We start from the raw sequence: 26095 nt of genomic DNA, 5'->3' as shown, positions 1-26095 counted from the left end.
GCCCATGGCTGTCAGGAAGCGCTCACGCACCACCGCATCGACCCGCGGCCGTACGTCGTCGCGAGGGCGTCCGGCTGCCCGCAAGACGGGGACGGCCTCCCGCTCCACCGCGCGCAAGTCCGCTTCCAGCGGGCGGTACACGGAGCCGGAGCTGCGCGAGCGCATCAAGGCGCGCGTCATGCGAAGCAGCAAGGGCGGGCGCCCTGGAGAGTGGAGCGCGCGCAAGGCCCAGCTCGTGGCCGCCGAATACAAGAAGGCCGGCGGCGGCTACCGGGGCGGACGCGGCGCGACGCAGAAGTCGCTCACGTCCTGGACGAAGGAGGAATGGCAGACGAAGGAAGGGGACGCCCGCGCGCGCCGGGGGGGCACCACGGCCCGCTACCTGCCCAAGAAGGCCTGGGAAGCGCTGAGTCCCACGCAGAAGCGCGCGACGGAGCGCAAGAAGCGCGAGGGGACCCGGCGCGGCAAGCAGTTCGTGCGCAACACGGCCGCGGCGCGGACCGCGCGCAAGAAGACGACCCGGCGGCGCTGAGCCCCGGCGGCTTCAGTTCGCGGCGCGGGCGCTGGGGAGGAAGCTCGCCTCGTAGTCCGCGAGCAGCTCGGGGAAGACGACGCACTTCTGCGCTTCGGGGTACACGCCGGTTGAGTAGCGGATGGCGGCGTAGCCGAAGATCTCCGTGAACAGCGCCAGCTTCGCCTCGGCGGGGGCCCTGCGGACGTGGTCATGGAATGCGAGCACCTCTCCCTCCAGGGAGAAGGGCCGCAGGTTCAGGGCATGGGGAATCACGTCGTGGGCGATGCGGAAGATGCAGTTCTCCTCCGGCGTCCAGAGCGGGTGTTCACAGTGCTCCGTGTTGATTTCGAGCTGCCCCCGCTCCAGGTCCGCGACGATGTCCTCCGGCCCCGCGTAGACGGTGCGCGTCGAATAGCGGATGGACAGACAGGGCCGGACGGCCTCGTAGACCTCGTAGGCGTGCTCCAGCAGGGCCCGCCATGAACCGCTGACGCCCTCGTCGAGGAGTCTGGCGTCCGCCGCGTATGCATCCGTCACCCGGGTGGCGAAGGCCAGCACCGCGGCGGGCTGGAACGCCCTGGGCGCTGCGTCTGGATAGGCATTGCGCGCGAAGCGCGACTCGATGCGCTGGCGCAGCTCGTTCATCACGGTCATTGGACAATCCCCCGGTGCCCGAGCATAGCGCTGGAGGCGGCCGCCCGGGCATTGTTCCCGCCCTATATCCGGGGCGACGGTCCGCCGGAGGCCCTCCCCGGGTGGCGGGTGCCTCTCTTGTGAAGCAATGCGGGAGGCCGTTAGAACGTCGACGTCTCCAGATTCGACCTCCACCCAGGACGTTCACTCATGTCGAGCACCTCCTCCTCCGTCGCTGCTCCGGCCTCCGCTCCATCCGCCCCTGTCACCAAGGGATGGATGCTCTGGCTGGGGCGTGTCTTCACCGGGCTCGTCGTCGCCATGCTGGCCTTCAGCGCGTCGATGAAGCTGGGCCAGTCACCCGAAGCCATCCAGGGCATCGAGAAGTCTGGCTACCCGGGCTCGGTGCTGCTCGGCATCGGGATTGCCGAGCTCCTCTGCCTGGTGCTCTACGCGGTGCCACGGACGGCCGTGCTGGGCGCCATCCTCGTCACGGGCTACCTCGGCGGCGCCACCGCGACGCACGTGCGTCTGTCCGAGCCGTTCATCGCCCCCATCCTCGTGGGCGTGTTCGCCTGGGCCGGACTGTTCCTGCGGGACGCACGGCTGCGAGCCCTGCTGCCCCTGCGCCGCCTGCGCTGAGCCGTGGCGCCACGGCTGTCAGGTGCTTGTTCTTTCAAGTGCGTGACAGCCAGGCCGACGCCGCGGCGCGCCCTCGCGTCAGAGGCGCGCGTCCATGAGCATGGCCCACAGCGTGTCGTCGAAGTCGGACAGCGCCTCCGTGCCGCGCTCACCCGCCTGGGCGCCGAGCCGCGTCACCACGAGCCCGAGCGAGGGGACCACGTAGACCTTCTGGTCGTCCTTGCCCAACCCCGCGAACAGGTCCGGTGGAGCGCTGGGGAGCATGGGGCCGTCCACGCGCGTGCTCGCGGGGGGGACCAGGCTGAACGCCTGCCCATTGAGCCAGAAGAGGTGGCCATAGGCGGGATTGAGCGCCTGAGAGGAGTGCGTCGCCAGGTCGACCTGGGCAGGTGAGACGACGGGCACGCCGTTCCAGGCGCCGCGGGCCTGCATCAGCAGCCCGAAGCGCGCCAGGTCCCGTGCGCTCATGTGCAGGCCCCACAAGGGGAGCCCCATGCTGTCGAGGTCCGCTCGCTCCTGCCATTGGCTGTTCCGCGCTCCCAGCGCGTCGAACAGCCATTCCTCGGAGAGGGATTGGATGTCCTTGCCCGTGCGCGCCTCCAGCACATGGCGGAGCCGGTGGTAGGCGTCGTTGTTGTACAGCCAGGTCGTGCCGGGGGCCGCCACCCTCCTGAGTGACAAGCTCAGGCCGCTCGACATGGTCAGCAAGTGCCTCACGGTGATGCGGGCCTCGGAGGTGGCGTCGGCGTTCGACCACCCCTCGCCCAGCACGCCGGAGACGCTTTCATCCAGCGTCAGCAACTGCTTGTCCACGGCGATGCCCACCAGGATGGCGACGACGGCCTTCTGGGCGGAGGCGATGTCCCGCCGCAGGTTCGGGCCGAAGTTCCAGTAACGCTCGGCGACGAGCTTTCCGTCCTGGACGATGACGAACGCGCGCGTGTCGCGTGAGCCGACGAAGTCCAGCACGGCGTTCAGCTTCGCCGTGTCCCAGCCCGCCGCGGAGGGGGCCACCGTGGGCCACGTCGCGTCTTCCTGGGGGAACACAATCGCGCGGGGCGGATTCACGCCCGCATCCGGTGGCGGCTCCGTGCCTGCATCCGGAATCGGCTCCGTGCCCGCGTCGGGAAGCGACTCGGTGCCCGCGTCGGGGGGCGGCTGTTCGACCCCCGCGTCAGGCGTCGGCTCACTGTTGTCGGTGGACGGGTCCGCGGCGCAGCCCCAGAGGGCGCACGCGGCGATGAGGGGCAGGAGGCGGAGGTTCATGTCCCTGACAACACCCGCTCTTCGCGAAGGTTGCGCCTTTTTCCGCGCCGCCGCGCTCATCCGGGAATGAGGCGGGAGAGCAGCGCCAGCCCTGGGGCCGCCAGGGGGACGCGTCCACGGAGCGAGGAGAAGAAGGACCAGCCATGGTTCGACAGGAGCACCACCCCCGCGTCCGCCCCGGCGGCGAAGCCCATGAAGCCGGTGTAGCCCCCCATGACGGAGGCGCGCCACACCACGGGCTGCCCGCGCACCTGCGTCACGCTCCAGCCAAGCCCCACCTGCTGCCCCGGGGGCGCATCCGCGCGTGGCGCGTGCGTCTGTTGAAGGGCACGCACGACGCCCGCGTCCCCCCGCCCGAGGTTCGCGTCGAGGAAGCGGAGCAGGTCGGGCGCGGTGGAGCAGGCGGCGCCCGCTCCGGGCAGCGCGGGGAAGGTCCAGGCGGGCACCGGCTTGCCTCGGGCGGTGTGGCCCGGCGCGAGGCGGGGCTCCTGTTCCTCCGACAGGCGCAGCGTGGTGTCGGCCATGCCCAGGGGCCGGAAGAGCAGGTCCCTCAAGGCGTGCCCATAGTTGACGCCCGCGCGCCGTGAGAGGGCATGGCCCAGCACGCCCATGCCGAGGATGGAGTGTGCGTGGCGGCGCGGGGGCGGCCACTGGGGCTGGTAGCCCTGGAAGAACGCTCCGAGGTGCCTCGCGTCGTAGTGGCCGAACGGGTCCTCCTGTCGCTGGGCGTCGTCCTCCAGGTTGGGAGGCAGGTGGGGCATTCCGGAGGTGTGGGTCGCCAACTGCTCCAGGGTGATGCGGCCCGCCGTGGCATCCGCGAGCAGCGACCGGGGAATCACCTCCGACAGGGGCATGTCGAGCCGCGCCTTGCCCTGGTCCGCGAGCAACGCGAGGAGGGCCCCCGTGAAGACCTGCGTCAACTCGCCCAGCGCGAAGAGGGCGTCGGCGGCGGGGGGCGCGCCCTTGCTCCTCAGTGCCTCGACGTGGTGCACGCCTGCCTGGGTGATGCCGGCGCAGAGGGAGGCCGTGCGGTATCCGCGCACGTAGGCGCGGGTGGCATCCTGGAGCAGCTCACCGGGGGGCAGCTTCGGCGCGGAAGGCATGGGGCCTTCTACACCAGGTGTCGCACCTGAGCTGAGGCGACGCCGGTCATCCGCGCCTTGCTGTCACACGCGCCCAGGGGAATTGACGGATTGTCATTCGCCCGCCGAAGCGGCGCTGACCAGGCTCGCGGAATCCCGTGTGGAGGGCGTTGGAACGGTTCGTGTAATGGGCTCCCGGCAACAGGAGGCCCACGCCATGCCCGCTTGCCGTCCGCCCGTCGCCCCCGCCTTCACCGTCACGCGTCACTTCGTCGAGCGCAGCTCGCTCCGGCAGCTTCGAGACGACGTGCTTGAGTTCATCCTCGAGTTTGGCGTCCGGGCCCGGGCGGCGGGCATGACGCACGTCACGCTGCTGGAGCGGGAGCTGCCCCGGGCCTGGCGGACCCTGGACGTGGTGCGGCAGGCGCGAGGGTGGATTGTCCTGCTCAATGACGAGGAGCGCCTCATCACCTGCTACCGGCGGGGCGACGCGAACCGCTTCATCCGCCGCAAGCCCAAGCACCGCATGTCCAGCGGACAGCTCCAGCGCGTCTGAGCGAGCGGCGCTCACGCGGCGCGCAGCAGCAGGTACAGCATCACTGCCAGCAGGGCCGCGAAGCCCACGGTCAGCGGGCCCAGCGGCGCGCGCTGGGCCAGCAGCCGCCGCGCGGAGACCGCGCTGTCCGGCCGGTCCGGGATGGCCTCCGCGAGCAGCGCGCGCAGGAGCCGGCGCAGGTGCCGGGGGACGCCCCTGGGCAGCGGCTGCGTCTCTGGCGCGCCGCCCGTGAGCGCTTCATGCAGCACGCGCCCCAGGGAATGCAGGTCCGACTGCGTGACGGCGCGGCCCCACCGTCGCTGCTCGGGCGCCTGGTAGCCATGGGCACCCGGTGGCACGAGCGACAGGCCGAAGTTCGTCAGCTTCACGCCGCCCTTCGCGAGCAGGATGTTCTGGGGCCGCACGTCGCCATGAACGAGCCCCGCTTCGTGCGCGGCGCCCAGCGCGTCGAGCAACTGCGACGCCAGTTGCTCCACCTCCGGGAAGGGCAGGGCGTTCACCCGGTCCAGCCGGGTGCCCAGGTCCGGTGCGCTCACGGGCTCCTGGGCGTACCAGCAGTGGCCCCGCTCCTCGCCAGCGGCCAGGACGCGGACGAGGTGCGGATGGCGGAGGCTCCTCAGCGTCTCCACCTCACGGTGGAAGCGCGCCCGTGCCTCCGCGTCCCCCGTCAGGTGCGAGGCCGGTACCTTCACCTCGCACGGGCCCACATGGCCTTCCGCGGCATACAGCGTGCCCATGTCGTCGGTGCTCAGGCGGGCTCGCAGCCGGAAGCCACCCAGGGACTCCCCCGTGAGGTCCGGCGCCCGTGGAGGGACTGGTGCCTTCGCTGCTGGTGCGAGGTCCGCGCCGCAGGTGGCGCAGGGGGTTCGCGTGCCTGCCTCGGCGCCGGGGTGGGGCGAATGACATGCGGGGCAGGTGGGCGTCACGGGAGGGGCTTGGGTTGGGACTCCGCCATCTTCCGGGCCGTCCCCGCCGTCCGCAAGCCAGGGCCGCCGTCCACGGACCAATGCCGTTGACTCGTCCCCCGGGTTGAGGGACGGGAAGCCCATGGCACAGCAGAAGGTCCAGGTTCCTCGTGAGGCCGCCGGTGAACGGCTCGACCGCTTCCTGGCGAAGCAGGTGCCGGGCCTCAACCTGGAGCGGGCCCGCGCCTTGATTGACTCAGGGGCCGTGCGCATCCGCGGCAAGCAGTGCCAGCCCACGCGCAAGCTGTGGGGTGGTGAGGAGATTGAAATCGAGAGGCCCGAGCCTCGCGTCACGCCAGCTCCATCCGCCGAGGGGCCCGTGCTCCCGGTGCTTCACGACGACGCGGCGCTGGTCATCGTGAACAAGCCGCCGGGCATCGTGGTGGAGCCGGAGGGGCGCGCGGCCTCCGTGGTGGGGCTGCTCGCAGCGCAGCGGCCGCCCTTCAACGTGGAGGGGCTGGCCCAGCCCGGCGTGGTGCACCGCCTGGACCGGGAGACGAGCGGCTGTCTGGCCTTCGCGCGCACGGATGTGGCCGCCGCCGCGCTCCTGCGCGCCTTCCAGGAGAAGCGCGTGGACAAGCGCTACTGGACGCTGGTGCTGGGACATCCGCCCGAGCAGGGGCGCCTGGAGGGGCCTTATGCACGCAACCCGGAGGACCCGCGGCGCTTCACCACCCGCGTGCCGTCCGCGCGCCGGGCCGCGCTCTCCTTCCAGGTCCGTGAGCGCTTCGCCGACGCCGCGCTGCTGGAGGTCGACCTGGACACGGGCCGCACGCACCAGATTCGCGTGCAGCTCTCCGAGGCCGGGTTCCCCGTGCTGGCGGATTCACTCTACGGAACCGAGGCGGCGCGCACGCACGCAGCGGCGCGCGCGCTGGGACGGCAGGCGCTCCATGCCTTCACCTTGGAGCTGCCGAGCCCTGCTACGGGTCAGCCCCTCCGCGTCGAGGCGCCGCTGCCCGAGGACTTCCAGCGCGCGCTCACGGTGCTGCGAGGTGGGTGAGCGCGGTCGTCTCTAGAAGCGCACCTGGAGCAACAAGTTGCCGCCGACGCTGTCCGGCGAATCCCAGACGACCGTGGCCTCGCCCGTGTCGCCGTCCGCGATGGTGGTCCGGTTGAGGTTGCGTGTGTAGAAGAGTTCGGCCAGGACGCCCGCGACCTCTCCCAGGTCCCACCGCGCGGTGGCCTTGGCGGTGAAGATGGGCTGCCGACTCTCGCCCTCCGGCAGGAAGGAGACCAACCCGCGGCTCCCGACAAGGAGGGGATTGCGATAGAAGGGCACGTCCCCGGGGACCCGTGTCCTCAGGCTGGCTGGGGCAGTGACTCGGACCAGCAGACCGGGTGTAAGGCCCAGGTCCTGGAGGAAGTAGTCCGCCCCTACCGTTGCGGACAACTCGGCCAGGGACTCCATCTGTTCGTACAGCGTGCCTTCCAGCGGAAAGCCCGGGTTCGCGAGTACCAAGAACGAGGGCGTCCTGTAGTACGCGAGCCCATGAAGCCGCAGCCGGTCCCACTTGAAGCGGGTCACCAGCGCAGCGGCGCGCGCGGTCTGATTGCGCACGGCCCCCGGCTCGGCCGAGTTGGTGTCGAGGAGTTGCTGGGAGATGTAGCTCCCTTCCAGGGCGACGTGGGCGCCAACGCCACCGGGGTAGACGTCGGGGGCGAAAAAGCGCTCGAAGAAGGCGGGGTCCCCCTCGTAGAGCTCCAGGTCGACGTTGGCTCCGACGGGGACGCCATGGCGCCACATCACCCGCCCGGAAACGCCACGTGTGTAGATGTCGCTCTCCCTTCCGCCCGTTTTGATGGCGCCTGCTGGGCCGAGGTCGAGGTTCGCGGCCTCGGCTTCCACCCGGAGGGCCGGGGAGAGGTTCAGCCCGGCACCTACCAGGAGGACGAGGCGCCGCTCGTAATCCGAAGTGACGCCGTTCTCCAAGCTGGGAACCTTGGCTGCGACAAAGGCATCCCATCTCCGACGCGACAGGCGCAGCTCCATGCCTGGTTCGCCGTCATTCCCCCGGCGCGTCATGGACGAGATTCGCGCCCATGCCACCGGGTTCTCGTAGCCCATGTACAAACGGGTGGCGCCCACCGGGAACACCGTCAATGCGAGGCGCTCACCTGGGGCCCAGGACGAAGGCCGGTACCGGAGGCCGAAGGAGCTGGCGTTGTCCTCGAGCGTGACGCCTGTGATGGCGAAGGGATTGATGAACACCGACACGCTGGCCTCGGCGTGCAGGCCGGACGCCAGCTCCGTCGTGCGCGCGTCCAGCGCGACGTGGAACCGCGTGTTGGCGTCGGGGGCGCCGAAGTCGGTGTCGCCCGCCAGGAAGGACAGGCGGGTCTGGAGGAAGTCGTCTTCGGGGGGCGCGGGCTCCGTGGAGACGGACTCCGGGCTCTGTCCCAGGGCGACGATGAGCGAGGCGGCGAGGAGCGAGGACGTCATGGGCGCGCCGACATAGCCCAATCGCTGACATGTTGGCTATGTCACGCAGCGCGCCCTGGGCTTCACTTCTTGTGGTGCTTGAGGAGCGCCGCGCACGGGTCCTCCATCGGCACCGCCGGGGTGAACCAGACGTAGTCGAAGGGCAGGGATTGCGCGCCAAAGGAGGCCGCGTAGTCCGCGGGCTCACGCAACTTCGGGTCGACCTCCAGCAGGCCCACGGAGCGCACGTCCTGGCCGGGGGCACGCGCTGCCAGTTGCGCGGGGACGCCCCGGTCCGTCCGGGCGTGGCCATTCCCGGTGATGAGCACGCCGCCCGGGTCCGTCGCCGCGCTCAGCAGCCGGTCCGCCAGGTGTGCGTCCCGCGCGCGCTGGGCCTGCACCATGGGGCCCAGCATCTCCTTGGGCAGGTGGCCGCAGTGGGCCTCGTCCTGCTCCTGGCGCATCGCCTGCTCCACCGCTTCAGGCAGCGGCGTGTCCAGGGACAGGCGCTGACGCAGCTCGGGCGCCAGCGCCTCCGGGCCGCGCATCACCAGGTCGCGCACCTGCGCGCGCGGCAGGTTGGCGGCGACGATGGGAAGCCCCGCAGCCAGCCCGGCCGCGAAGACGGGCCGGTACAGGCTCCAGTCCGGCCAGCCGCTGCCCGCCCAATCGACGGCGAGCGCGAGCGCGTCCGCGTCACCCGGCGCCCGTGACCGCGACGCGTCCACCGCCGCCTGCTGGCCCACGTCCAGCATCTCGAAGGCCAGCGCGGGCTTGCGTCCGCCCGTGGCCAGGGACTGGACGAGCCAGGCCTGGAGCTGGTGGTGGTCGGGCTGGTCATGCCGCTCCCCCAGCACCACGAAGCGGGCCTGGGCGAGCGCGTCCCGCAGCGCCTCCGCGTCCACGAAGCGGCCCGCCTTCACATCCCAGATGCGGCCGGTGAGCGGGTGCTCCCGGTGCAAGGGGGACGTCCATCCGCCGGGCAACGGCGCTGGCGGGGCCCCTGCCGAATCAGGGCGCGTGGCGCGAGAGCAGGCGGCGGCGAGCAGCAGGGCGGCGGCGATGAGGAGGGTGCGCATCACGCGCGCGATTCATCCACACCGCGGGTGCTGGGGGCCACCGCGGAGTTGAACCGGGGACGGGCCCGCGCGCTCCAGTGTCCGGAGACGGGCACGCGGGCTCGTCGGGGGTACGGCCTACTTCGAGTCCACCACGACGACCATCCACCGGTCCGTGGCGTGGTCGATGCGGATGTTGGCGGCGCCGGCCTCCTGGAACTGCTGGATGATGCCCTCCAGGAAGGTGAGGTGCTCCTTGGGCGCGTCCACGAAGATGTTCTTCGGGCCGTTGCCCTTCGCCTTGGCCTTCTTCGCGGGGGCGGCGGCCGAGCCGTTGAGGGACTCCGGGGCCGTCGCGGCGGCCTTCAGCCGGGAAGCGGCGTCATCGACCGTGGGCTCCTGCTCCTCGACGGGCTCCGGCTCGGGCTCCGCCTCCGGGGCGGGCGCGGGCGCGGGCGCGGCGACGGACGCGGCTTCGTCCTCGGCCTGCTCGCGGAGCTGGTTGAAGGTCTTCATGTTGATGGTGCCGCCAAACTTCTCCTTGAAGGACTCCAGCGCCTCCTTGCTGCTGATGTCCGGCTGCTGGCGGAAGAGGTCGAGCAGGAACGCGTGGCGCTCCTGGGTCTGCTCCTGGGAAGTCCTCGGCATCGTCTTCGTGCTCCTGGATGTGTCGCGATGTTGCGAAAGGCGGCGCACCCTATCCGGAGCCGTGTAGCGCCGCAAAGGGGGGCGGGGCCACCCCTCCGTGGGCAGGACTCGCGTGCACAGCCACACGCGCTGGACGTGTGACTTCAGTGCCGGGGCGGCGGCGGCGCGCTGTGGTCGCAGTGCAGCAGCGACGGCGGGTCGAAGCAGCTGAAGCGCTGGTTGTCGAGCCGGCACACGCCGTCCGGCGTGCTGGCGCACTGCACCTCGGTGCGCGTGGCCTTGCAGTCATAGCCGCAGGCCAGGGCCTCGGAGGCATTGAGGCAGCGGGGCGCGGGCGTCTGCGCGCCGTACTGGTGGATGACGGCGTCCGGCGGGTCCCAGCAGGTCAGCTTGTTGAAGTTCGTGGAGCAGACGCCGTAGGGCGTCCGGTTGCAGGCCACCTCGCCGTTGAACTGGCGGCAGTTGTAGCCGCAGGCCACCTGGCCCCGGAGTTCCTTGCACTCGGGCTTCGCGCCCGTGGCTGGCGGGTGCTGGATGGCGACCAGGGGCGGGTCCCAACAGTGCACCCCGCCCACGAGGACCTCACAGATGCCGTAGGGCGTCCGGGCGCAGGCCACCTCCGTCGCGGTGCGCTTGCACTGGTAGCCGCACACCGAGCGCCCCTGGGAGAACACACACTCCGGAGGCGGGGGCCGGACGACGGGCGGTTCCGAGGTCGCCACGGGAGCCGTGGCGAGCCACAACGCGGAGAGGAGGCTGAGCATGGTGGGAGGCCCGACGAAATCGGCGGCGATTTATTCAACCGGCCGTGTCGGAGCCGCCCGCGCGCCAGGCGGGCGAGGTGTGCCGCCTGGCGGTGGAGGTGGGCTCAGCGGGCGCGCGGCCCACCCGGCCGGGGCCGGCCGCCACCGCGCGGGGCATTGCGGGGCGCGGTGCCCTGACGCGGCGCGGAGGCGCCCTCGCCCGAGTCCCGTTCCGAGCGCTGCCGGCGCGCGGCCTCCGCGGGCGACTCCGGCGGAACCAGCGCGTGGGGCCCGCGGCCGATGAGGTCCTCGCGGCCGGCCTGCTTCAACGCCTCGCGCGCCAGCGGCCACTGCTCCGGGTTCCAGTAGAGGAGCAGCGCCTTCTGGAGCCGCTTCTCGCGCAGCCCCTGGGCCGTGTAGACGGGCTCCATCTTCAGCGGGTCCAGGCCCGTGAAGTACATGGCGGTGGCCATGGCCATGGGGGTGGGGATGAAGTCCTGCACCTGCCGGGGCCGCTTCCCGTTCTGCTTCAGCCACAGCGCCAGCTCCACCATGTCCTCCAGCGTGGAGCCCGGGTGGCCGCTGATGAAGTAGGGGATGTCGTACTGCTCCTTGCCGGCCTCTTCGCTGGCGCAGGCGAACATCTGCTGGAAGCGCTCGAAGCTCTCGATGCCGGGCTTCTTCATCTTCTCCAGAACGCGCGGGGACACGTGCTCCGGCGCCACGGAGAGCTGCCCGCCCACGTGGTGCGCGGCCAGCTCCTTCACGTACTCCGGCGAGCGCTCCGCCAGGTCGTACCGCACGCCGCTGGCGATGAAGACGTGCTTGACGCCGTCCTCCTTGCGCACGTCCTGCATCAGGCTGATGAGCGGGCCGTGGTCCGTCTGGAGGTTCTCACACACGCCCGGGTGGACGCAGGACAGCTTGCGGCACCGCTTCTCGATGTCCTCGCTCTTGCACTTGAGCTTGTACATGTTGGCGGTGGGGCCCCCCAGGTCGGTGATGGTGCCCCGGAAGTCGCCCATGCGGCGCAGGGCGCGGACCTCGCGCAGCACGCTCTCCGCGGAGCGGCTCTGGATGACGCGGCCCTCGTGCTCGGTGATGGAGCAGAAGGTGCAGCCGCCGAAGCACCCGCGCATGAGCACGATGGAGTGCTTCACCGTCTCGTAGGCGGGGATGCGCTCCCGGTACATGGGGTGCGGTACGCGGTTGAAGGGCAGGTCGTACAGCTCGTCCATGGCCACGGACGTGCCTTCCGCGCCCGCGGTGCCCACGCCGTCCTCCAGCGGGAGCGCGGGCGGGTTCATGTAGATGGCGCGGTTGCCGTGGCGCTGCGCCAGCGGCCGCGCGTTGCCCGGGTTGGTCTCCATCTGGAAGTCGCGGCTCATCACCGCGAAGGCGTGCTTGTCCTCGATGACCTGCTCGTAGGAGGGCAGCACCACCGTCTTGCGGTCCGCGGCGCGCCTGGCCGGGTCCGCCTCCAGGGCGCGCATCTCCTCGTCGTTGATGGTGTACGCGGTGCCGCGCACGTCGCGGATGTCCTGGATGCGCTCGCCCTGGCGCAGGCGGTCCGCGACCTCCATGATGGGGCGCTCGCCCATGCCGAAGACGAGCAGGTCCGCCTTGGCGTCGAAGAGGATGGAGCGGCGGACCTTCTCGCTCCAGTAGTCGAAGTGGGCGATGCGGCGGAGGCTGGCCTCGATGCCGCCCAGGATGATGGGCACGTCGGGGTACGCCTCGCGGCAGCGCTGCGCGTAGACGATGGTGGCGCGGTCCGGCCGGCAGTTGGTCTGCCCGCCGGGGCTGTACTGGTCCTCCGAGCGGTTCTTCTTCTGGGCCGTCAGCCGGTTGAGCATCGAGTCCAGGTTGCCCGCGGCCACGCCGAAGAACATGCGCGGGGGCCCCAGGGCCTTGAAGGGCTCGGCCGAGTGCCAGTCCGGCTGGGGCAGCAGGCCCACCTTGAAGCCGCGGCCCTCCAGGAAGCGCGCGATGAGCACCGGCCCGAAGGCCGGATGGTCCACGTACGCGTCCCCCGTCACGATGATGATGTCGCACTGCTCCCAGCCGCGCGCCTGCATGTCGGCGCGGGTGGTGGGCAGGAAGGGATGGGCGTAGCGCGTCGAAGAGGCCATGTCGTTGGGGGGCGGGGGGCTTCCACCCAGAACATCGGGAGGACGCGGAAGCAAGCCCGGCTGGAGAGGGTGTACACCGGGGCGGCCTGCCTTCCTACCCACCACGCATGCACCCTGGGTGTGGCGCATTGACGTCGATCCAAGCCTCCCCTACCTTGGCCGCCCTCTTACATGTGGCGACCTGTTCGGGTGGGCAGGTCATGAAGTGTGGGTTTTTCGAGCGTTCGCCATGGCAGCCGCGGCACATCCTCCAGCCCCGCGAGACAGGACGGCCCCGCCTGGCGCCGGTGGCCCCGGGCCGGTGCGTGGCGAGGAGCGGGGGCCGCGCGTCCGATGATGCGGTGGCCGGAGGCGGAAGGTACGGGCGAAGCGGTGGAGCCCGGGGATGCGGGCTCGCGCGCGCCGGCGCCCACCCGCGAGCTGCACGTCGAGTACGACGACGCGCCGCCGCCCGAAGCCACGCCGCCCCGGCGAAGTGGCTCCGTGCCGCGCTGGCGCAACACGCTCCAGGGGCAGGAGCCGCATTGGGAAGAGGTGGTCGCGTCACGGAGCACCGAGGGTACGGCGCCTGTCAAGCCACCCGCGGAAGAGGCGGCAGGGCTGCGTCGCACCGAGGGCGCTGCGCCTGCCGTGCCGCTCCAGGAAGAGGCGCTGGCGCTGCGTCGCACCGTGGGCTCGATGCCCGTCGAGCCGCCCCGGGCGCCCGAGCCCACCGAGGCGCGGGCGGAGGTGGCGCGCGCGCCAAACCCCATGCTGGTCGTGTCGCGGATGGCGCGGGGGCGCGGAGACACGGAGGACGTGCCCTCGCGTGACATCGCGGCGCCGGAGGACGTCAGCCCCGCCGAGCGCGAGGCGATGCGCGCCGCGGTGGCCACCGGGAAGCGCCGCGAGCTCTGGTCGCCGCCCGCGTACCTGCCGGAGGACCTGCGGGAGGCGCTGCTGTCCGAGCGCAGCCAGTACCGCGCGCAGCTCCTCCAGGACGTGCGAGAAGTCAGCCTCCAGGGGGCGAGCGTCCTCTCCCTCATCCCGCGCCCGGCGGCGGACCCGGACTGGTCCGGCGGCTCGGTGCTGGGGTTCCTGGGAGAGGAGTGCGTCTTCGGCGGTGACGTCGTCCACCTGGACTTCGAGTCGGGTCGCGTGTTCGCCGCGCCCAGCCACGGGGATGACGTGGACCGGCGCGCGCTGTCCGCGGACCGCTGGTGCTACCGGCCCTATGACTTCGCGGAGGCCCTCTGCGCGGCGGCCTCCGCCTACGAGGACCGGCAGGACGCGCTCACCGAGTCCCTGCGACGCGCCTGCGGCGAGGCCCCGCCGGCCACGCTGACGCCTCAAGACGAGGCCCTGATTCCGGCCGACCGGCTCTGGCGCCAGCCCTGGGGCTGCATCTGGGGGCCGCCCGGCACGGGCAAGACGACGGCCGTGGCGGACCTCATCGCCCGGGCCCTGCGCGCCTACCCTGGCGAGCGCATCCTCGCGGTGGCGCCCACCAACCGCGCCGCGGACGAGCTGGTCCTCCGCGTCAGCGCGCTGCTGGAGCGCGAGCCCATCCCGCTGCGGCCCCTGGCGCGCAGCATCTTCCGCGGCGGCACCGGCGCGAGCGAGGCGCTGGCGAAGCTGCCCACGGTGACGCTGGAGGACACCAAGGGCGGCAAGCTGCGCGCCAGCATCGAGGAGCGGGAGCGGGACCTCATGCTCCAGCGCGTGCGAGGCGGCCCCGCCCATGAGCTGGCCAGGCTCCAGGCGGAGCTGCGCGGCCTGCGCGGCAAGGTGAAGGACCCCACGCTCAAGGAGGTGGAGAAGGGGGACTGCCCGCTGGTGGTGGTCACCGTGCACCGCGCGCTGCGCCTGGTGTCGGAGCTGGAGGGGAAGCAGCACTTCGCGCGGCTGGTGGTGGACGAGGCCGGCATGGTGACGCGCGCGGCCACCGCGTTGATGGGGCCGCTGGCGGAGCGGGTGACGCTGGCGGGAGACCCGAAGCAGATTGGCCCGGTGAGCCGTGCCGCGGAGGGCGCGGGCAAGGGCACGCAGAAGTGGCTGCGCGGCAGCGGCCTGTCCCACCTGGAGGACGCGGTGAAGGACGCGGCGCGCGCGGACGTGCTGCTGCTGCGCACCCAGCACCGCATGCACCCGGACATCGCGAAGGTGGTGAGCCACTTCTGCTACGGCGGAGCGCTGGAGGACGGCGACGTCGTCAAGCAGCGCGCGGAGCGGCCCGCCCCGGTGGCTGCCTTCCCGTCCGTGCGCGCGGGCTGGGTGGTGCTGGACGGCCTCACGCGCGACTCGAAGCGCCTCACCCATGGACGCGGCGAGACGGGCTCCGGCTACCAGCGCGAGCTGTCCGCCAACCTCGCCGTGTCCCTGGCGCGCGAGGCGGTGCGCTCGGGCCTCAGCGTCCTGTGCGTCACGCCCTACCGCGCCCAGGCCGCCCTGCTGCGCCGGCTGGGCAACGCCGCGGGCCTGCGCGGGGACGTCTTCAGCGCGTCCACCATCCACCGCCAGCAGGGCACCCAGTACGACGTGGTGCTGGTGGACACCGTCGCTGGCGGCAGGCCGTTTCCGCCCCACACGCTGGTGCCCATGCTCAACGTGGCCGCCAGCCGCGCGAAGGACTACCTGCTGGTGCTGGCCTCGCGTGACGAGGCGCGCGCCGCCACGATTCCGCAGCGCTTCCTGTCGCTCTTGCCGCGGCTGCGCGTGCACCCCGGCGAGCCCCTGCGCCTGGAGCCGCTGCCCGTCCCGCAGCGCGCGCCGCCGCCACCCCCTCCTCCGGTGCCGCTGGACCTGGGCGCGGAAATCCAGGGCGCGCGGCCCGGGCAGCCCCTCTTCACGCACGAGCAGGTGTCCCTCTTCGAGCGCCGCTTCGATGACGGGCACCACCTGGTGCGCGGCGTGGCCGGCAGCGGCAAGACGTACGTGCTGGCGCACTGGGTGGCGCGCTACCTGCTGGAGAACGCCGAGGCGCAGGTGCTGGTGTCCTTCTACAACCGGGCCCTGGCGCCGCTGGTGGACAAGCTGTTGGTGGAGGCGCTGGCCCAGCGCGCGGGCCGTCTGCGGGTGCGCGAGCTGCGCGCACGGGTGACGGTGCGGCACGTGGGCGCGCTGCGCCGCCATGCCCCCGGCTCCTTCGACGGCGTCTTCGTGGACGAGGCCCAGGACATGGACGCCAAGGCGCTGGCCATGCTCCACGCGCTGGTGCGCCCGGACCTGCTGCCGGACGGGCGCGAGGTGCGCTGCTTCCAGCTCTTCATGGACGACTCGCAGAACGTCTATGGCCAGGTGCCCATCGACGCGCTGAAGGAGCAGCTCCCCGAAGGGCTGTCGTTCCGCGGCCGCACCCGCGTGCTCAAGGAGACGTTCCGCGCCACCCGGGACATCCTCGACGTGGCCTTCAACGTGGTGCTGGACCCGCTGCGCCAGCACGGCGCGGCCGAGCCCGGCATGCGCGAATACATGAAGGTGGGGGAGCTGGCGCGCGAGGGGCTCGTCTGGCTCCCGGAGGAGACGCTGGAGGGCCTCTTCCGCGTCCAGTCCACCGAGCGCGGCGGCGTGCTGCCCCAGGTGCGCGGCTTCGCCTCGAGCGCCAGCGAGGCGCGGCAGGTGGCCCGCGAGATTGCCCGCCTCATCCGCGAGGAGGGCGTCCACCCCGGCGACATCCTCGTGGTGGCCCCCGTCATGCCCTCCCAGTTCACGGAGGCGCTCAAGCGCGCGGGCGTGCCGGCGGAGGCCTACGGCGGCAAGGGCGGGCGCAACGTGACGGACTTCCGCGTCAGCGGCGTGGACCACGTGCGCGCCACCACGGTGTTCTCCTGCAAGGGGCACGAGTGCCCCATCGTCTTCTTCGCGGGCCTGGACGCGCTGGACACCGCGGAGCAGTGGATGGCCGGCGCCCGGGAGCGCTCGGCCCGGGAGAACGAGCGCATCCGCCGCGCCATGTTCTACGTGGGCGCGACGCGCGCGATGAAGCGGCAGTACCTCACCGGCGTACGCGGCGCGCGCTTCCTCCGCGTGGCCGCCACCTACGTGGAGACGCTGGGCGGGCTCGCCCCCGCGGCACCGTCCCCGGAGGGCGCCCCGGGGGCGGGTGCGAAGTAGCGCCGCGCGGGCCGCTACTTCGCCGGAGCCCGGACCGCGGGCACGTGCACCTGGACGCCCGCGCGGTGCGCGGTCCGCAGCATGTTCGCGGCGAGCTGCTTCACGTAGCGCTCCGTGATGGCGATGCGAAGCCGCTCCTCCTTGATGGGGTTCGGGTCGCCGGACGTCTCATGCTTGGGGTCGATGGCCAGGTCGATGCAGCCGTCCTCTGCCGTCTCGGTGACCCGGCAGAGGACGGACAGGGTCAGAGAGGCGCTGTGGGTTTGCGAGACGGCGGAGGCCGCCTGGGTGGTCTCGTCGGAGGGCTCGGCGCCGGGCGCCCGAGGACTGGGGGCCGCCACGGCGCGCCGGCCATCCCGCCGCTCCACCACGGTGTCCGTGCGTGGGTCCACCACGTAGGTGGAGCGCTTCAGGGGATTGCGGACATCTTGCAAGGTGATTTGGACGTAGGTGCCCGCGGGGAGGTCCTCCGAGGGGTTCCCGTCCGGCGTGTTGCCCGTGTGCCGGCAGGCGGAGAGCAGGAACAGGCACGAGAGGGGGAGAAGGTGCTTCTTCATGGGGATGCGCTCGCTCGATGGTGGAGTGGAGGACTACTCGAAGAGCAGCACCTGTTGGACCCAGGTGCTGGCGCTGCGGCGCAGCCAGGCCTGACGCTCGTCGCGCAAGGCCACGGCCGCGGGGACGCCTTCGCGAATCCGGGCCAGGACGGGCTCGAAGAAGGCATGGGCCTCGTCGTCGGGAATCTCCTGCGTGGCGGCCAGGACGGCCCGCGCGCCGGCTTCGATGAAGGCCAGGGGCAGGCCGAAGTTCTCATGCAGGTACGCGCTGGTGTGGCCCGCGTAGCAGGCCGCCAGCAGCACCACGGGCCGGCCCCGCAGCCGCTGCCCCTTCAAGTCCCCGGTGGTGAGCGCGAAGCGGCCGCCCTGGGCCTCCGGTGAGAGCACGAGGACGGAGGCGTCCGCCACCGTCGGGTCGATGATGCCGTGCGCGTGGACCTGCACCTCGGTGGCGTCCCGCATGGCCGTGAGGACGCGCGGCGGCGTGGCCTCGGCGCCGCGGAGCAGGGTGAGCCCTTCGCCCGTGTCATGGGCCGGGTTCCACGCGCGCAGCACGGGCAGGTGCAGCGACTCAGGGGCCAGCACGTCCGTCACGATGAGCCGGCGCGCCTTCGCGTTGGCGCGCGGGGCCGCGGTCAGGCCGCCCACCCGGTAGGACCACGCGATGTCGGAGGGCAGCAGCCCCGCGCGCCCCTGCACCGGTGGCCGCGCGAGCACGTCCACGCTGGGGCAGGCGCGCAGGGCCTTCACCACCGCTTCAGGCACCAGCCCTTCGGCACCTTCCAGTGGCGCCTCCCGGCCCGTGTCGTGGTGGCCCAGCAGGCGCCCGTCCGCGTCCCGGGCCACGACGAGGGTCCGCTCGTCGTCCACCGTGACGCCCAGCACGCAGCGCTCCGGCGAGGGCATGGCGTGCTCCTCGGCGAAGAGGTCCAGCCCCTGCTCCAACGCGCCCGTCCGGCCCGCGTCGAGGATGAGCGAGGTGTAGCTGTAGACGCGGGCCTTGCGCGCGCTCACGTTCGCCGCTGGCAGCTTGGAGGCGTCCGCCAGCGCCTGACGCAGCAGCGTCTGCCCCCGGCCCGCGTCCTGCTCCAGGTAGAAGCGCCCCTCGATGTGGCGCAGCAGGGCGAGGTCTCCCCCGTCCTGGGTGCCCGAAGCGCGCAGCGCGCCCAGGCCCTGCTCCAGCAACCGCGCGTCTCCCGGCTTGCGGAAGGGCGTGCGGGCCAGGTCGGCGAGCAGCGCCAGCCGCGCCATGGAGGGCTTCTGGCTGCACTGGACGGCCCGGTCGAGGAACTCCCGGGCGCCCGCGAAGTCCAACGCCCGGTGGTGTGCGAGCGCCAGGCTGGTGAGGGCCACCTCGGAGTCCGCGCAGCCCTCGGGCGTCTGGAGCAGCAGCTCCTCCACGTACGCCCGGGCCAGCACCAGGTCGCCCTGCGTCCGCGCCACCTGTCCCAGGTCCTGGAGCAGGTTGCGCACCGAGCCCCACTCCCGGCTGTCCCGGGCGGCCCGCAGCGCGGCGAGGAAGCTGGCGCGCGCATCCACGGGCCGGTGGAGCCGCGCCATCACCAGGCCCAGCTCCCGCTGCATCAGCATGCAGCGGTACGCCTGCTTCCCGGAGGCCGCGCACGCCTTCACCGCGGCCTGGAGCCGCTCCCGCGCGCGCTGCGGCGCGTCCGCCCGGGCCTCCGCCCGCGCCTGCCGCTCCTCGGCCAGCAGCGCGAACCACGGGTCCCTCGTCTCCAGCGCGAGCGCCCGGTACTCGTCCGGGAACTGGCGCGGGTCCGCGTACGCGAGCGCGCCCAGCAGCAGGTCCTCCTGCCGGGCCTCGCGCAGCCGCGTGAGAAGGGACTCCAACGCGGGGCCCCTCACCTCGCCCCGGGTGAGGCGCGCGTACTCCTGGGCCAGCGGCGTGCGCGCGGAGAAGTCCCGCCGGGCGGTGCGGCGCACGGCGTCCTCCAGGTGCGTGCCGTCCTCCCGCCGGTCCAACGTCGCCGCCAGGGGGCGCAGGGACTCCACGCGCTCGGGCGAGGCCGCCGCGCGCAGGGCGTTGTAGAGGCACACGCGCGCCATGCCCGGCAGCGCCTCCGCCTGAGCGGAGGTGAGCGGCGCGCCGCCGTCCACCATGCGCTGGCAGTCCTGACGCATGCCCTTCCAGTCCTGGCGCTCCTGCTCCGCCGCGCTCCGCAGCGCCTGGGCGCGCCGCGCCGCCTCGTCGCTCCAGCCGCGCTCGCCGAGCTTCGCCACCTGCTCGAAGGACTCCGCGGCGCGCAGCGACAGGCCGAGCCGCTGGAGCGCCAGCGCCTGGTTCCAGAGCGCCTGGGCATGACGGGGCCGCGCCTTCAGCGCGCGCTCCAGCAGGACGAGCGCCTTCTCCGGCTCGTCTTGCTGAAGCGCCAGGGCCGCGCGGTCCGTGTCCAGGTCCGGGGAGGGCGGCAGCTTGTCGAGGAAGGCGGAGGCCTGCGCCAGGTCCCCGCGCAGCAGGAAGGCCGAGGCGATGCCCCGGTGGTCCGCCGCCTCTTCCAGCCGGGCCAGCTCGCGCAGCGCCAGGGCCTGGGGCTTGGGGCCCGCGCCGCTGCGCATCACCTGGTAGGGGCGGTACCCGTCCGCGCCGGGATGGGTGAGGCGGAGCTCCAGGGGCCGGGTGGCCGCGTCCGCCAGCCAGAGCTCGGGCGCGGCGCTCGCGGGCTCCGAGCGGGGCACCAGCACCAGCGCGGCCAGCCCCGCGGCGAGCGCGAGCGGCACCACCATCAGCCAGGACCTGCTCCGCCAGGAGGGCCGCGCGCCCGCGCGCTCGGGCGCGGGGCCGTTCAACGCGTCGTCGGCGAGCAGCTCCAGCGCGAGCAGCTCCTTCATCCGCGACTCACACGCGCCGCAGCGGGCCAGGTGGTGACGGAAGTTCTCCGCGTCCACGGGGAGCAGCTCCCCGTCGACGAAGCGCTCCAGGTTGTCGCAGACGCTGCTCATGATTCGGCCATGCCTTCGTGCGAGGCGTCACTGCCTCCCAGCAGCACGCGCAGCGCCTGCCGGGCCTCCGTGAGCCACCGGCCCACCGTCCCCTCTGTCGAACGGAGCTGCTGGGCAATGGCCCGGTACCGCAGCCCCGCCACGTGGAGGCGGTAGGCGTCGCGCAGGTGCGGGGGCCGCAACTGGTCGATGGCCTTCTGGAATTCGTCGCGGGACACGCGCTCCCACTGCTCCTGGGGGGCCGCCTCGCCCTCCGCGTCCAGGTCCTGCACCAGCCGCAGCATGGGCGCGCCCATCACCTCGGTGCGCCGCCGCCGGCAGTGGTCCAGGAAGCGGTTGCTCATCGTGGTGCTCAGCCAGACGCTCACCGCGCCCGCGTTCTCCGCCATCAGCTTGTCGAAGTGGCGGTAGGCGCGCTCCAGCGTCTCCTGGACCAGGTCCTCCGGGTCGATGCCCCCACCCGAACACAAGCGCCGGGCGATGCGGAGCAATGCCGGGCGCCGCGCGCGCGCGAACGCCTCGAACTGACGGCGGTGACCGTCACCCGGCGTGGCGGAGCCGTCTGTTGTCCTTGTCTCGTGTCGTTCCACCGGTGGGCTTCCCCCTGAGCACCGGTGAGAACGGACCCGGTTATTTCCCTTCGGTGAATTCTGTCGCCGCGACGCGTCACCCCTGGCGGAGGTGAGGGCGTGTGGGCGGGGCTGTGCCCGACGCTCAGGCGTCGCTGGCGCCGGGGCGCAGGGCGTTGACGGACTCCAGGGTGGGCACCGGCACCTCCAGCCGGAGCCGCTGCGGCCCGCCGACGTCCGCCATGAAGGACAGGCGCCCGCCGTAGCGTTCGAGCAGGCCGCCCACCAACTTGAGGCGGTCATCGGCCAGCACGCCCGCGAAGCGCTCGATGAGCGAGACGGCCTGGTCGGCCGGGAAGGACGGGTCGGCCACCTGCACCTTGAGCACCATGGCCGCGGCGGACAGGCCCACCTCCGCGTTCACCCCGTCGGGCGCGCCGCGGAAGGGGGCGTAGAGGCACGCCATCGACTCGCGGTGCCGCAGCAGCCCCTTGAGGTACGTCACCAGCTCCGCGTCGTCCCAGGGCTTGCTGATGAAGCGGCAGATTTCGCCCTCGTTCACCGAGGCCACCACGGACTTGAAGTCCGCATAGCCAGAGATGATGAGGCGCAGCGCCAGCGGATGGCTGCGTTTGATGCGCTGGAGCAGCTCGCTGCCCGTCATTCCTGGCATCCGGAAATCCGTCAGGACGATGTCCGGGCTGAACGCCTCCAGCCGCTCGAGCGCCTCGTTGCCGCTGAAGGCAATCTGGACCTCGAATCCCTCTCGCTTCAACAAACGCTGCAGCGCGCGTGCGATGGGCTGCTCATCGTCGACCACCAGAACCTTGAACGCATCCATGACGACGTCGCTCCTCGGGCGCGCACTCTAGACCGGGCGCCTGAGGAAAATCCCGCAGTCTGGAAAATGAATGCCGGGTCAGGTGCGCACCTGCGTCCGGGTGGGTGTGATTGCCGCGCCGCATTGCGCCCAGGGTTCATTTAAGCGTCAGCAACGCACCGGCGGCTCCGCGCGCCACGCCATCGGACTCTCCAGGGCCTGGAGCGGGCGGATTGCCGCTCGTGTTCATCGTCCTTCCCGCGCGGGGCGCCGCTGTCAGGCGCGACTGGCGGTGGGGCGGTTCCTGGCGTATGGCGGTAGCCCGCCCGCATGCTGGAAGGAGCGCGTCCCTGTCCCTGGTGGCACGAAGGCCTTCATTCCTCCTTCCCCCCGTCCTGGCGCTCCTGGCGCTGGGGCTGCTGACCGCGTGTGGCGCGGAGCAGGACACCGGGCTGGCGCGGGTGCGCCGCACGGGCGAGCTGCGCTGGGGCGCGGATGCCCAGGGTGGGGAGCCCTACGCCATGGAGGACCCGGACGCTCCCGGGGGCATGCGCGGCTTCGAGGTGGAGCTGGCGGAGGCGCTGGCGCGCGAGCTGGGCGTCCGGGCCCGGTTCGTCCAGAATGACTGGTCCAGCCTGGTGCCTTCGCTGGAGCGCGGCTCGTTCGACGTGGCGCTCAACGGGCTCGAAGTCACGCCGGCGCGCGCCGGGCGCATCCTCTTCACCCGGCCCTACTACGTCTTCAACCTGCGGCTCCTGGCCCGGCGGGACGACGCGGCCGTCACCGGGCTCGAGCCGCTGCGCGGCCAGCGGGTGGGGACGTTGGCCAACTCCCTGGCGTGGGAGTTGCTCCAGCGCAGCGGCGTGGAGGCGGTGCCCTACGAAGGCGTGGAGGAGCCCTACATCGACCTGGAGCAGGGCCGGGTGCGCGCGGTGTTGATGGACGACCTCATCGCGCAGCGCTACGGCCAGCCGCGCCCGGGGCTCCGGGTGGTGGGCGACGTGGGGGAGGGCTACTACGCCATCGCGGTGCGGCCCGGCGAGGAGGACCTGCGCGAGGCGCTGGACGCGGCGCTGGGGCGCATCGCCCGCTCGGGGGAGCTGCGCGCCATCTTCCAGCGCTGGGGCATCGACAGCGCCGCGCAGCAGCGGATGGTGGACTGGACGGACGCGCAGACGCGCGAGGTGCTGGCGCCCGCGCGGGCGGCGCGCATGGGCTGGGGGCAGCTCGTGCTGTTCCTCCAGGCCGCGGGCGTGACGCTGCTGGTGTCGGTGGGCGCCATGGCGCTGGCCATTCCCCTGGGCGTGGGGCTGGCGCTGACGCGGCTGTACGGGCCCGGCTGGGCGGGGCGGCTGGCCACCGGCTACGTGGAGCTGTTCCGCGGCACGCCGGTGCTGCTTCAACTCTACGTCCTCTATTACGGGCTGGCGGGCGTGCTCCGGCTGGACCCCCTCAGCGCGGCCATCCTCGGGCTGGGCCTGAACTACGCGGCCTACGAGGCGGAGGTCTACCGGGCGGGCGTGCTGGCCGTGCCCAGGGGACAGCTCGAGGCGGCGATGGCGCTGGGCATGCCGTTGCGGCTGGCGCTGCGGCGGGTCATCATCCCCCAGGCCTTCCGCGTGGCCCTGCCCGGCGTCACCAACGACTTCATCGCGCTGCTCAAGGACAGCTCCCTGGTGTCCGTCATCTCCGTGGTGGAGCTGACGAAGCGGATGACGATTACCGCGGTGGATGTCCGAAGCTGGCTGATACCCGGCGCGTTGTGCGCATTGATGTACCTGGCGATGAGCTATCCCTTGTCCCGGCTGGCGAGGCACCTGGAAGCGAGGCTGGAGCGCGGATGATCGAAGTCGAGAGGCTGAGCAAGCGCTACGACGGGCGGCTGGTGCTGGACGGCATCGACGCCACCTTCTCCCCGGGCGAGGTGACGGCGCTGGTGGGGCCTTCCGGCGGGGGCAAGAGCACGCTGCTGCGCTGCCTCAACGGGCTGGAGTCCTTCGACGGCGGCGTGGTGCGCGTGGGGCAGGACACGCTGGCGCCCGGCGACGTCCGGGCCCAGGGCGAGCAGGTGCGCCGCATCCGCCGCCGCGTCGGCTTCGTCTTCCAGCAGTGGTACCTGTTCGCGCACCGCACGGCGCTGGGCAACGTGACGGAGGCGCCCGTGCACGTGAAGGGCGTGGGCCGCCGGGAGGCCACCGAGCGGGGCCGGGCGCTGCTGGAGAAGGTGGGCCTCTCCCACCGCGAGGACGCCTACCCCTCCGAGCTGTCCGGCGGCGAGCAGCAGCGCGTGGCCATCGCCCGGGCCCTGGCCATGGAGCCGGAGGTGCTGCTGATGGACGAGCCCACCAGCGCGTTGGACCCGGAGCGGGTGGGGGCGCTGATTGATTTGCTGGAGCAGCTCCGCGCGGACGGCCTCACCCTGGTGGCGGTGACGCACGAGATGCGCTTCGCGCACGAGCTGGCCTCGCGCGTGCTGGTGCTGCATGGGGGGCGCATCATCGAGGAGGGCTCGCCCGCCCGGGTGCTCGCCAATCCCCACCATGAGCGCACGCGCGCCTTCCTGGGCCTGGGCCGCGTCCCCGCGCTGCGCACCGTGGGGGCCTGAGCGCCGGGGCTGGTTCCAATGCCCGCCCGCCGGGCATGCTGACGGGCGGTCCGGGCAGAACCGGCGCACCGGCGGTGTTCCTCGCCGCGTCCGCGAAGGAGTGGCATGCGTCGAGAGGTGCAGTGGAGGGAGCTGGGGCAGGGGCACGGCCCCCGGGTGTTGCTGCTGCCCGGGTTGGGCGCGCGCGGCTCCGGCTTCCTGGCGCTGGCCCAGCGGTTGCTGCCCGCGGCCCGGCCCCTCCTGGTGGAGTACCCCGAAGGCGAGGCGGCCGCGTGTGGCGCGGGCGTGCTCGCGCGGCAGGTGCTGCGGGCCGTGGGGGAGGTGGACGCGGTGGTGGCCAGCTCCTTCGGGGGCATGGTGGCCGCGCACCTGGCGGCGGCGGGCGCGGCGCGCGGCGTGGCCTTCCTGGGCGCCTTCACCCGCACCGAGCACCTCGGCGTGCGCGGGCTCGCCATTGGGATGATGGGCCCCATCGCCCGGTGGGCCCGGCCGGGCGCGGTGGCGGCGGGCCTGGCGGCCTGGACGCCGGTGCCCTTCTCCCGCGTGCCGGAGGTCGTCCCCACCACGCCGCTGGAGCGTGACTCCACATGGCATCGCGCCCTGGCCATCCGGGGCGAGGCGCCCCCACCCGAGCTGCGCCGGCTGCCCGTGTCCTGCGTCTGCATCCAGGGCACGCGTGACGTGCTGGTGCCACCCGCCACGGTGGAGCGCCTGGCCGCGTCACTGCCGCCGGGGACGCCCCTGCACCGGCTGCGGGGCGCGGGACACGTGCCCTACTTCACGCACCCGGACGCCTGCGCCCGGCTGCTACAGCCCTGGTTGGAGGCGCTGGGGGCGGGTGCCTCCGTCGTGGCGAGCAGCGCCGCCTGACGCGGTCCGGCATCCTTCGCCCGACAGGGGGGATGTACGGACGGCGCGGGGCTCGCTACCTTTCGCCCGCCAATGCAGAACTGCCTCACGCGATTGTTCGTCACCCTCCTTGTTGTCTCCGCGACGCCCGCGTCCGCTGCTTCCGTGCAGGCGCCGTCGCCCTCCACCTCGGCACCCGCGGGTGTCGTGGCGCCCGCCGCCGCGCCGCCGTTGCCCGTGCCGCTGTTGCCCGAGGCGCTGTTTCCCGCGCCGCGGTCGCCGGCACTTCATCCGCCCGCACTGCATCCGCCCGCGCCCGAGGTGGCCCGCAAGCACAAGGTGCTGCTGCTGGGAGACAGCCTCATCGCCACCGGCTTCGGTGAGTACCTCCAGGCCCAGTTGGACGCGCACCCGCGCATCCAGTCTGCCCGCCGCGCCAAGTCCTCCACGGGCCTGGCCCGCCCGGACTTCTTCGACTGGATGAACGTGGGCCGCGAGGAGGTGGAGCGTCACCAGCCGGACGTCGTCGTCGTCATCCTCGGCGGCAACGACGGGCAGTCGCTCCAGGACACCCAGGGGGGCAAGCCCATCCACTGGGGGCACGCGGAGTGGGAGGCCGCCTACCGCCAGCGCATGAAGGACTTCCTGACGGTGCTCGCCAAGCCGGGCCGCAAGATTGTCTGGCTGGAGCTGCCGACCACCGGGCTCAAGCGCTTCGAGCAGAAGCTGCGCATCATCCGCGCCGTCCAGCGGGAGGTCATCTCCTCGCGCGAGGACGCGGTGCACCTGGACACGCACCCGTTCTTCACCGACGCGAAGGGGCGCGCGCTGCGGCAGGCCAGGGTGGACGGCTTCCGCAGGCCCATGCGGCTGCGCATGCAGGACGGCGTGCACTTCACCGTCGCCGGAGGCCGCTACTTCGCCAACAAGGTGTACCCCGAGGTGCTGGGCGTGCTGGGCCTGCTCCAGCAGGGCTAGCCG

The 26095-nt window shown here is 72.5% G+C and carries 22 protein-coding genes; 9 read left to right on the top strand and 13 right to left on the bottom strand.

Annotated features, from left to right (window positions below):
* Nucleotides 1–4: 4 nt before the first annotated feature.
* On the top strand, nucleotides 5–532 hold the full coding sequence (locus tag MYMAC_RS26820; protein ID WP_013941974.1) for a DUF5872 domain-containing protein: 528 nt from the start codon (nucleotides 5–7) through the stop codon (nucleotides 530–532).
* A 12-nt stretch (nucleotides 533–544) separates the two neighbouring features.
* On the opposite strand, the gene MYMAC_RS26815 is transcribed toward MYMAC_RS26820, so the two are convergent.
* A complete protein-coding gene (locus MYMAC_RS26815) occupies nucleotides 545–1168 on the bottom strand; it encodes a hypothetical protein (protein WP_095960144.1) in 624 nt (207 codons plus the stop codon).
* A 258-nt stretch (nucleotides 1169–1426) separates the two neighbouring features.
* Here MYMAC_RS26815 and MYMAC_RS26810 point away from each other — a divergent pair, with 258 nt between their 5' ends.
* Nucleotides 1427–1789: a DoxX family protein gene (locus tag MYMAC_RS26810; protein WP_095960143.1), complete on the top strand. Its 363-nt coding sequence runs from the start codon at nucleotides 1427–1429 to the stop codon at nucleotides 1787–1789.
* 78 nt (nucleotides 1790–1867) lie between these two features.
* Here MYMAC_RS26810 and MYMAC_RS26805 read toward each other — a convergent pair whose 3' ends face one another.
* Both MYMAC_RS26805 and MYMAC_RS26800 read right to left on the bottom strand, forming a co-directional pair.
* Entirely contained in the window at nucleotides 1868–3055 is a 1188-nt protein-coding gene (locus MYMAC_RS26805) for a serine hydrolase domain-containing protein (protein WP_095960142.1), read from the bottom strand.
* Between the two features lie 56 nt (nucleotides 3056–3111).
* Nucleotides 3112–4158, bottom strand: a complete 1047-nt coding sequence (locus MYMAC_RS26800) for a serine hydrolase domain-containing protein (RefSeq protein WP_095960141.1) — start codon at nucleotides 4156–4158, stop codon at nucleotides 3112–3114.
* A 196-nt stretch (nucleotides 4159–4354) separates the two neighbouring features.
* Here MYMAC_RS26800 and MYMAC_RS26795 point away from each other — a divergent pair, with 196 nt between their 5' ends.
* Nucleotides 4355–4693: a hypothetical protein gene (locus MYMAC_RS26795; protein WP_238539835.1), complete on the top strand. Its 339-nt coding sequence runs from the start codon at nucleotides 4355–4357 to the stop codon at nucleotides 4691–4693.
* Between the two features lie 11 nt (nucleotides 4694–4704).
* On the opposite strand, the gene MYMAC_RS26790 is transcribed toward MYMAC_RS26795, so the two are convergent.
* A complete protein-coding gene (locus tag MYMAC_RS26790) occupies nucleotides 4705–5430 on the bottom strand; it encodes a serine/threonine-protein kinase (RefSeq protein ID WP_239989037.1) in 726 nt (241 codons plus the stop codon).
* A 310-nt stretch (nucleotides 5431–5740) separates the two neighbouring features.
* Here MYMAC_RS26790 and MYMAC_RS26785 point away from each other — a divergent pair, with 310 nt between their 5' ends.
* Nucleotides 5741–6661 (top strand): RluA family pseudouridine synthase, encoded by a 921-nt coding sequence (locus MYMAC_RS26785; protein ID WP_095960139.1) that lies wholly within the window; start codon nucleotides 5741–5743, stop codon nucleotides 6659–6661.
* Nucleotides 6662–6673: 12 nt separating this feature from the next.
* On the opposite strand, the gene MYMAC_RS26780 is transcribed toward MYMAC_RS26785, so the two are convergent.
* The 5 genes from MYMAC_RS26780 to MYMAC_RS26760 form a co-directional block, all read right to left on the bottom strand.
* Complete coding sequence (locus MYMAC_RS26780) at nucleotides 6674–8101, bottom strand: hypothetical protein (protein WP_095961699.1); 1428 nt, start codon at nucleotides 8099–8101, stop codon at nucleotides 6674–6676.
* A 62-nt stretch (nucleotides 8102–8163) separates the two neighbouring features.
* Nucleotides 8164–9159, bottom strand: a complete 996-nt coding sequence (locus tag MYMAC_RS26775) for a ChaN family lipoprotein (RefSeq protein WP_095960138.1) — start codon at nucleotides 9157–9159, stop codon at nucleotides 8164–8166.
* Nucleotides 9160–9276: 117 nt separating this feature from the next.
* Nucleotides 9277–9786, bottom strand: a complete 510-nt coding sequence (locus MYMAC_RS26770; protein ID WP_204816967.1) for a hypothetical protein — start codon at nucleotides 9784–9786, stop codon at nucleotides 9277–9279.
* A gap of 143 nt (nucleotides 9787–9929) precedes the next feature.
* Complete coding sequence (locus MYMAC_RS26765; RefSeq protein ID WP_095960136.1) at nucleotides 9930–10550, bottom strand: hypothetical protein; 621 nt, start codon at nucleotides 10548–10550, stop codon at nucleotides 9930–9932.
* A gap of 104 nt (nucleotides 10551–10654) precedes the next feature.
* Nucleotides 10655–12661, bottom strand: a complete 2007-nt coding sequence (locus MYMAC_RS26760) for a YgiQ family radical SAM protein (RefSeq protein WP_095960135.1) — start codon at nucleotides 12659–12661, stop codon at nucleotides 10655–10657.
* A 333-nt stretch (nucleotides 12662–12994) separates the two neighbouring features.
* On the opposite strand from MYMAC_RS26760, the gene MYMAC_RS26755 reads away from it, so the two are divergent.
* Nucleotides 12995–16753 carry an AAA family ATPase gene (locus tag MYMAC_RS26755; protein ID WP_420810017.1) on the top strand — a complete coding sequence of 1253 codons (3759 nt, stop codon included), beginning with the start codon at nucleotides 12995–12997 and terminating at the stop codon, nucleotides 16751–16753.
* Nucleotides 16754–16767: 14 nt separating this feature from the next.
* Here the strand turns inward: MYMAC_RS26755 and MYMAC_RS26750 are convergent, their stop codons facing one another.
* From MYMAC_RS26750 to MYMAC_RS26735, 4 genes are all read right to left on the bottom strand, one after another.
* A complete protein-coding gene (locus tag MYMAC_RS26750) occupies nucleotides 16768–17310 on the bottom strand; it encodes a hypothetical protein (RefSeq protein WP_095960134.1) in 543 nt (180 codons plus the stop codon).
* Between the two features lie 33 nt (nucleotides 17311–17343).
* Nucleotides 17344–20271, bottom strand: a complete 2928-nt coding sequence (locus tag MYMAC_RS38440) for a CHAT domain-containing protein (protein WP_095960133.1) — start codon at nucleotides 20269–20271, stop codon at nucleotides 17344–17346.
* The gene (locus MYMAC_RS26740) at nucleotides 20268–20861 is read right to left on the bottom strand and encodes an RNA polymerase sigma factor (RefSeq protein WP_095960132.1); all 594 of its coding nucleotides are present in this window, start codon (nucleotides 20859–20861) and stop codon (nucleotides 20268–20270) included. The genes MYMAC_RS38440 and MYMAC_RS26740 overlap by 4 nt, the downstream gene beginning before the upstream one ends.
* A 124-nt stretch (nucleotides 20862–20985) precedes the next feature.
* Entirely contained in the window at nucleotides 20986–21681 is a 696-nt protein-coding gene (locus tag MYMAC_RS26735) for a response regulator (RefSeq protein ID WP_013941957.1), read from the bottom strand.
* A 338-nt stretch (nucleotides 21682–22019) separates the two neighbouring features.
* Here MYMAC_RS26735 and MYMAC_RS26730 point away from each other — a divergent pair, with 338 nt between their 5' ends.
* The 4 genes from MYMAC_RS26730 (at nucleotide 22020) to MYMAC_RS26715 (ending at nucleotide 26092) form a co-directional block, all read left to right on the top strand.
* Nucleotides 22020–23504, top strand: coding sequence for an ABC transporter substrate-binding protein/permease (locus MYMAC_RS26730; RefSeq protein ID WP_204816965.1), 1485 nt, complete (start codon nucleotides 22020–22022; stop codon nucleotides 23502–23504).
* On the top strand, nucleotides 23501–24265 hold the full coding sequence (locus MYMAC_RS26725) for an amino acid ABC transporter ATP-binding protein (protein WP_013941955.1): 765 nt from the start codon (nucleotides 23501–23503) through the stop codon (nucleotides 24263–24265). Before MYMAC_RS26730 ends, MYMAC_RS26725 begins: the two co-directional genes overlap by 4 nt.
* 105 nt (nucleotides 24266–24370) lie before the next feature.
* On the top strand, nucleotides 24371–25135 hold the full coding sequence (locus MYMAC_RS26720) for an alpha/beta fold hydrolase (protein ID WP_095960131.1): 765 nt from the start codon (nucleotides 24371–24373) through the stop codon (nucleotides 25133–25135).
* A 72-nt stretch (nucleotides 25136–25207) separates the two neighbouring features.
* Nucleotides 25208–26092, top strand: coding sequence for an SGNH/GDSL hydrolase family protein (locus MYMAC_RS26715; RefSeq protein ID WP_338025969.1), 885 nt, complete (start codon nucleotides 25208–25210; stop codon nucleotides 26090–26092).
* Nucleotides 26093–26095: the final 3 nt, after the last annotated feature.

Origin of the sequence: Corallococcus macrosporus DSM 14697, from assembly GCF_002305895.1 — a bacterium.
Classification (GTDB): domain Bacteria; phylum Myxococcota; class Myxococcia; order Myxococcales; family Myxococcaceae; genus Myxococcus; species Myxococcus macrosporus.
Note: the sequence above shows the minus strand (reverse complement) of the source record. Positions and strands in the feature narration are given on the sequence as shown.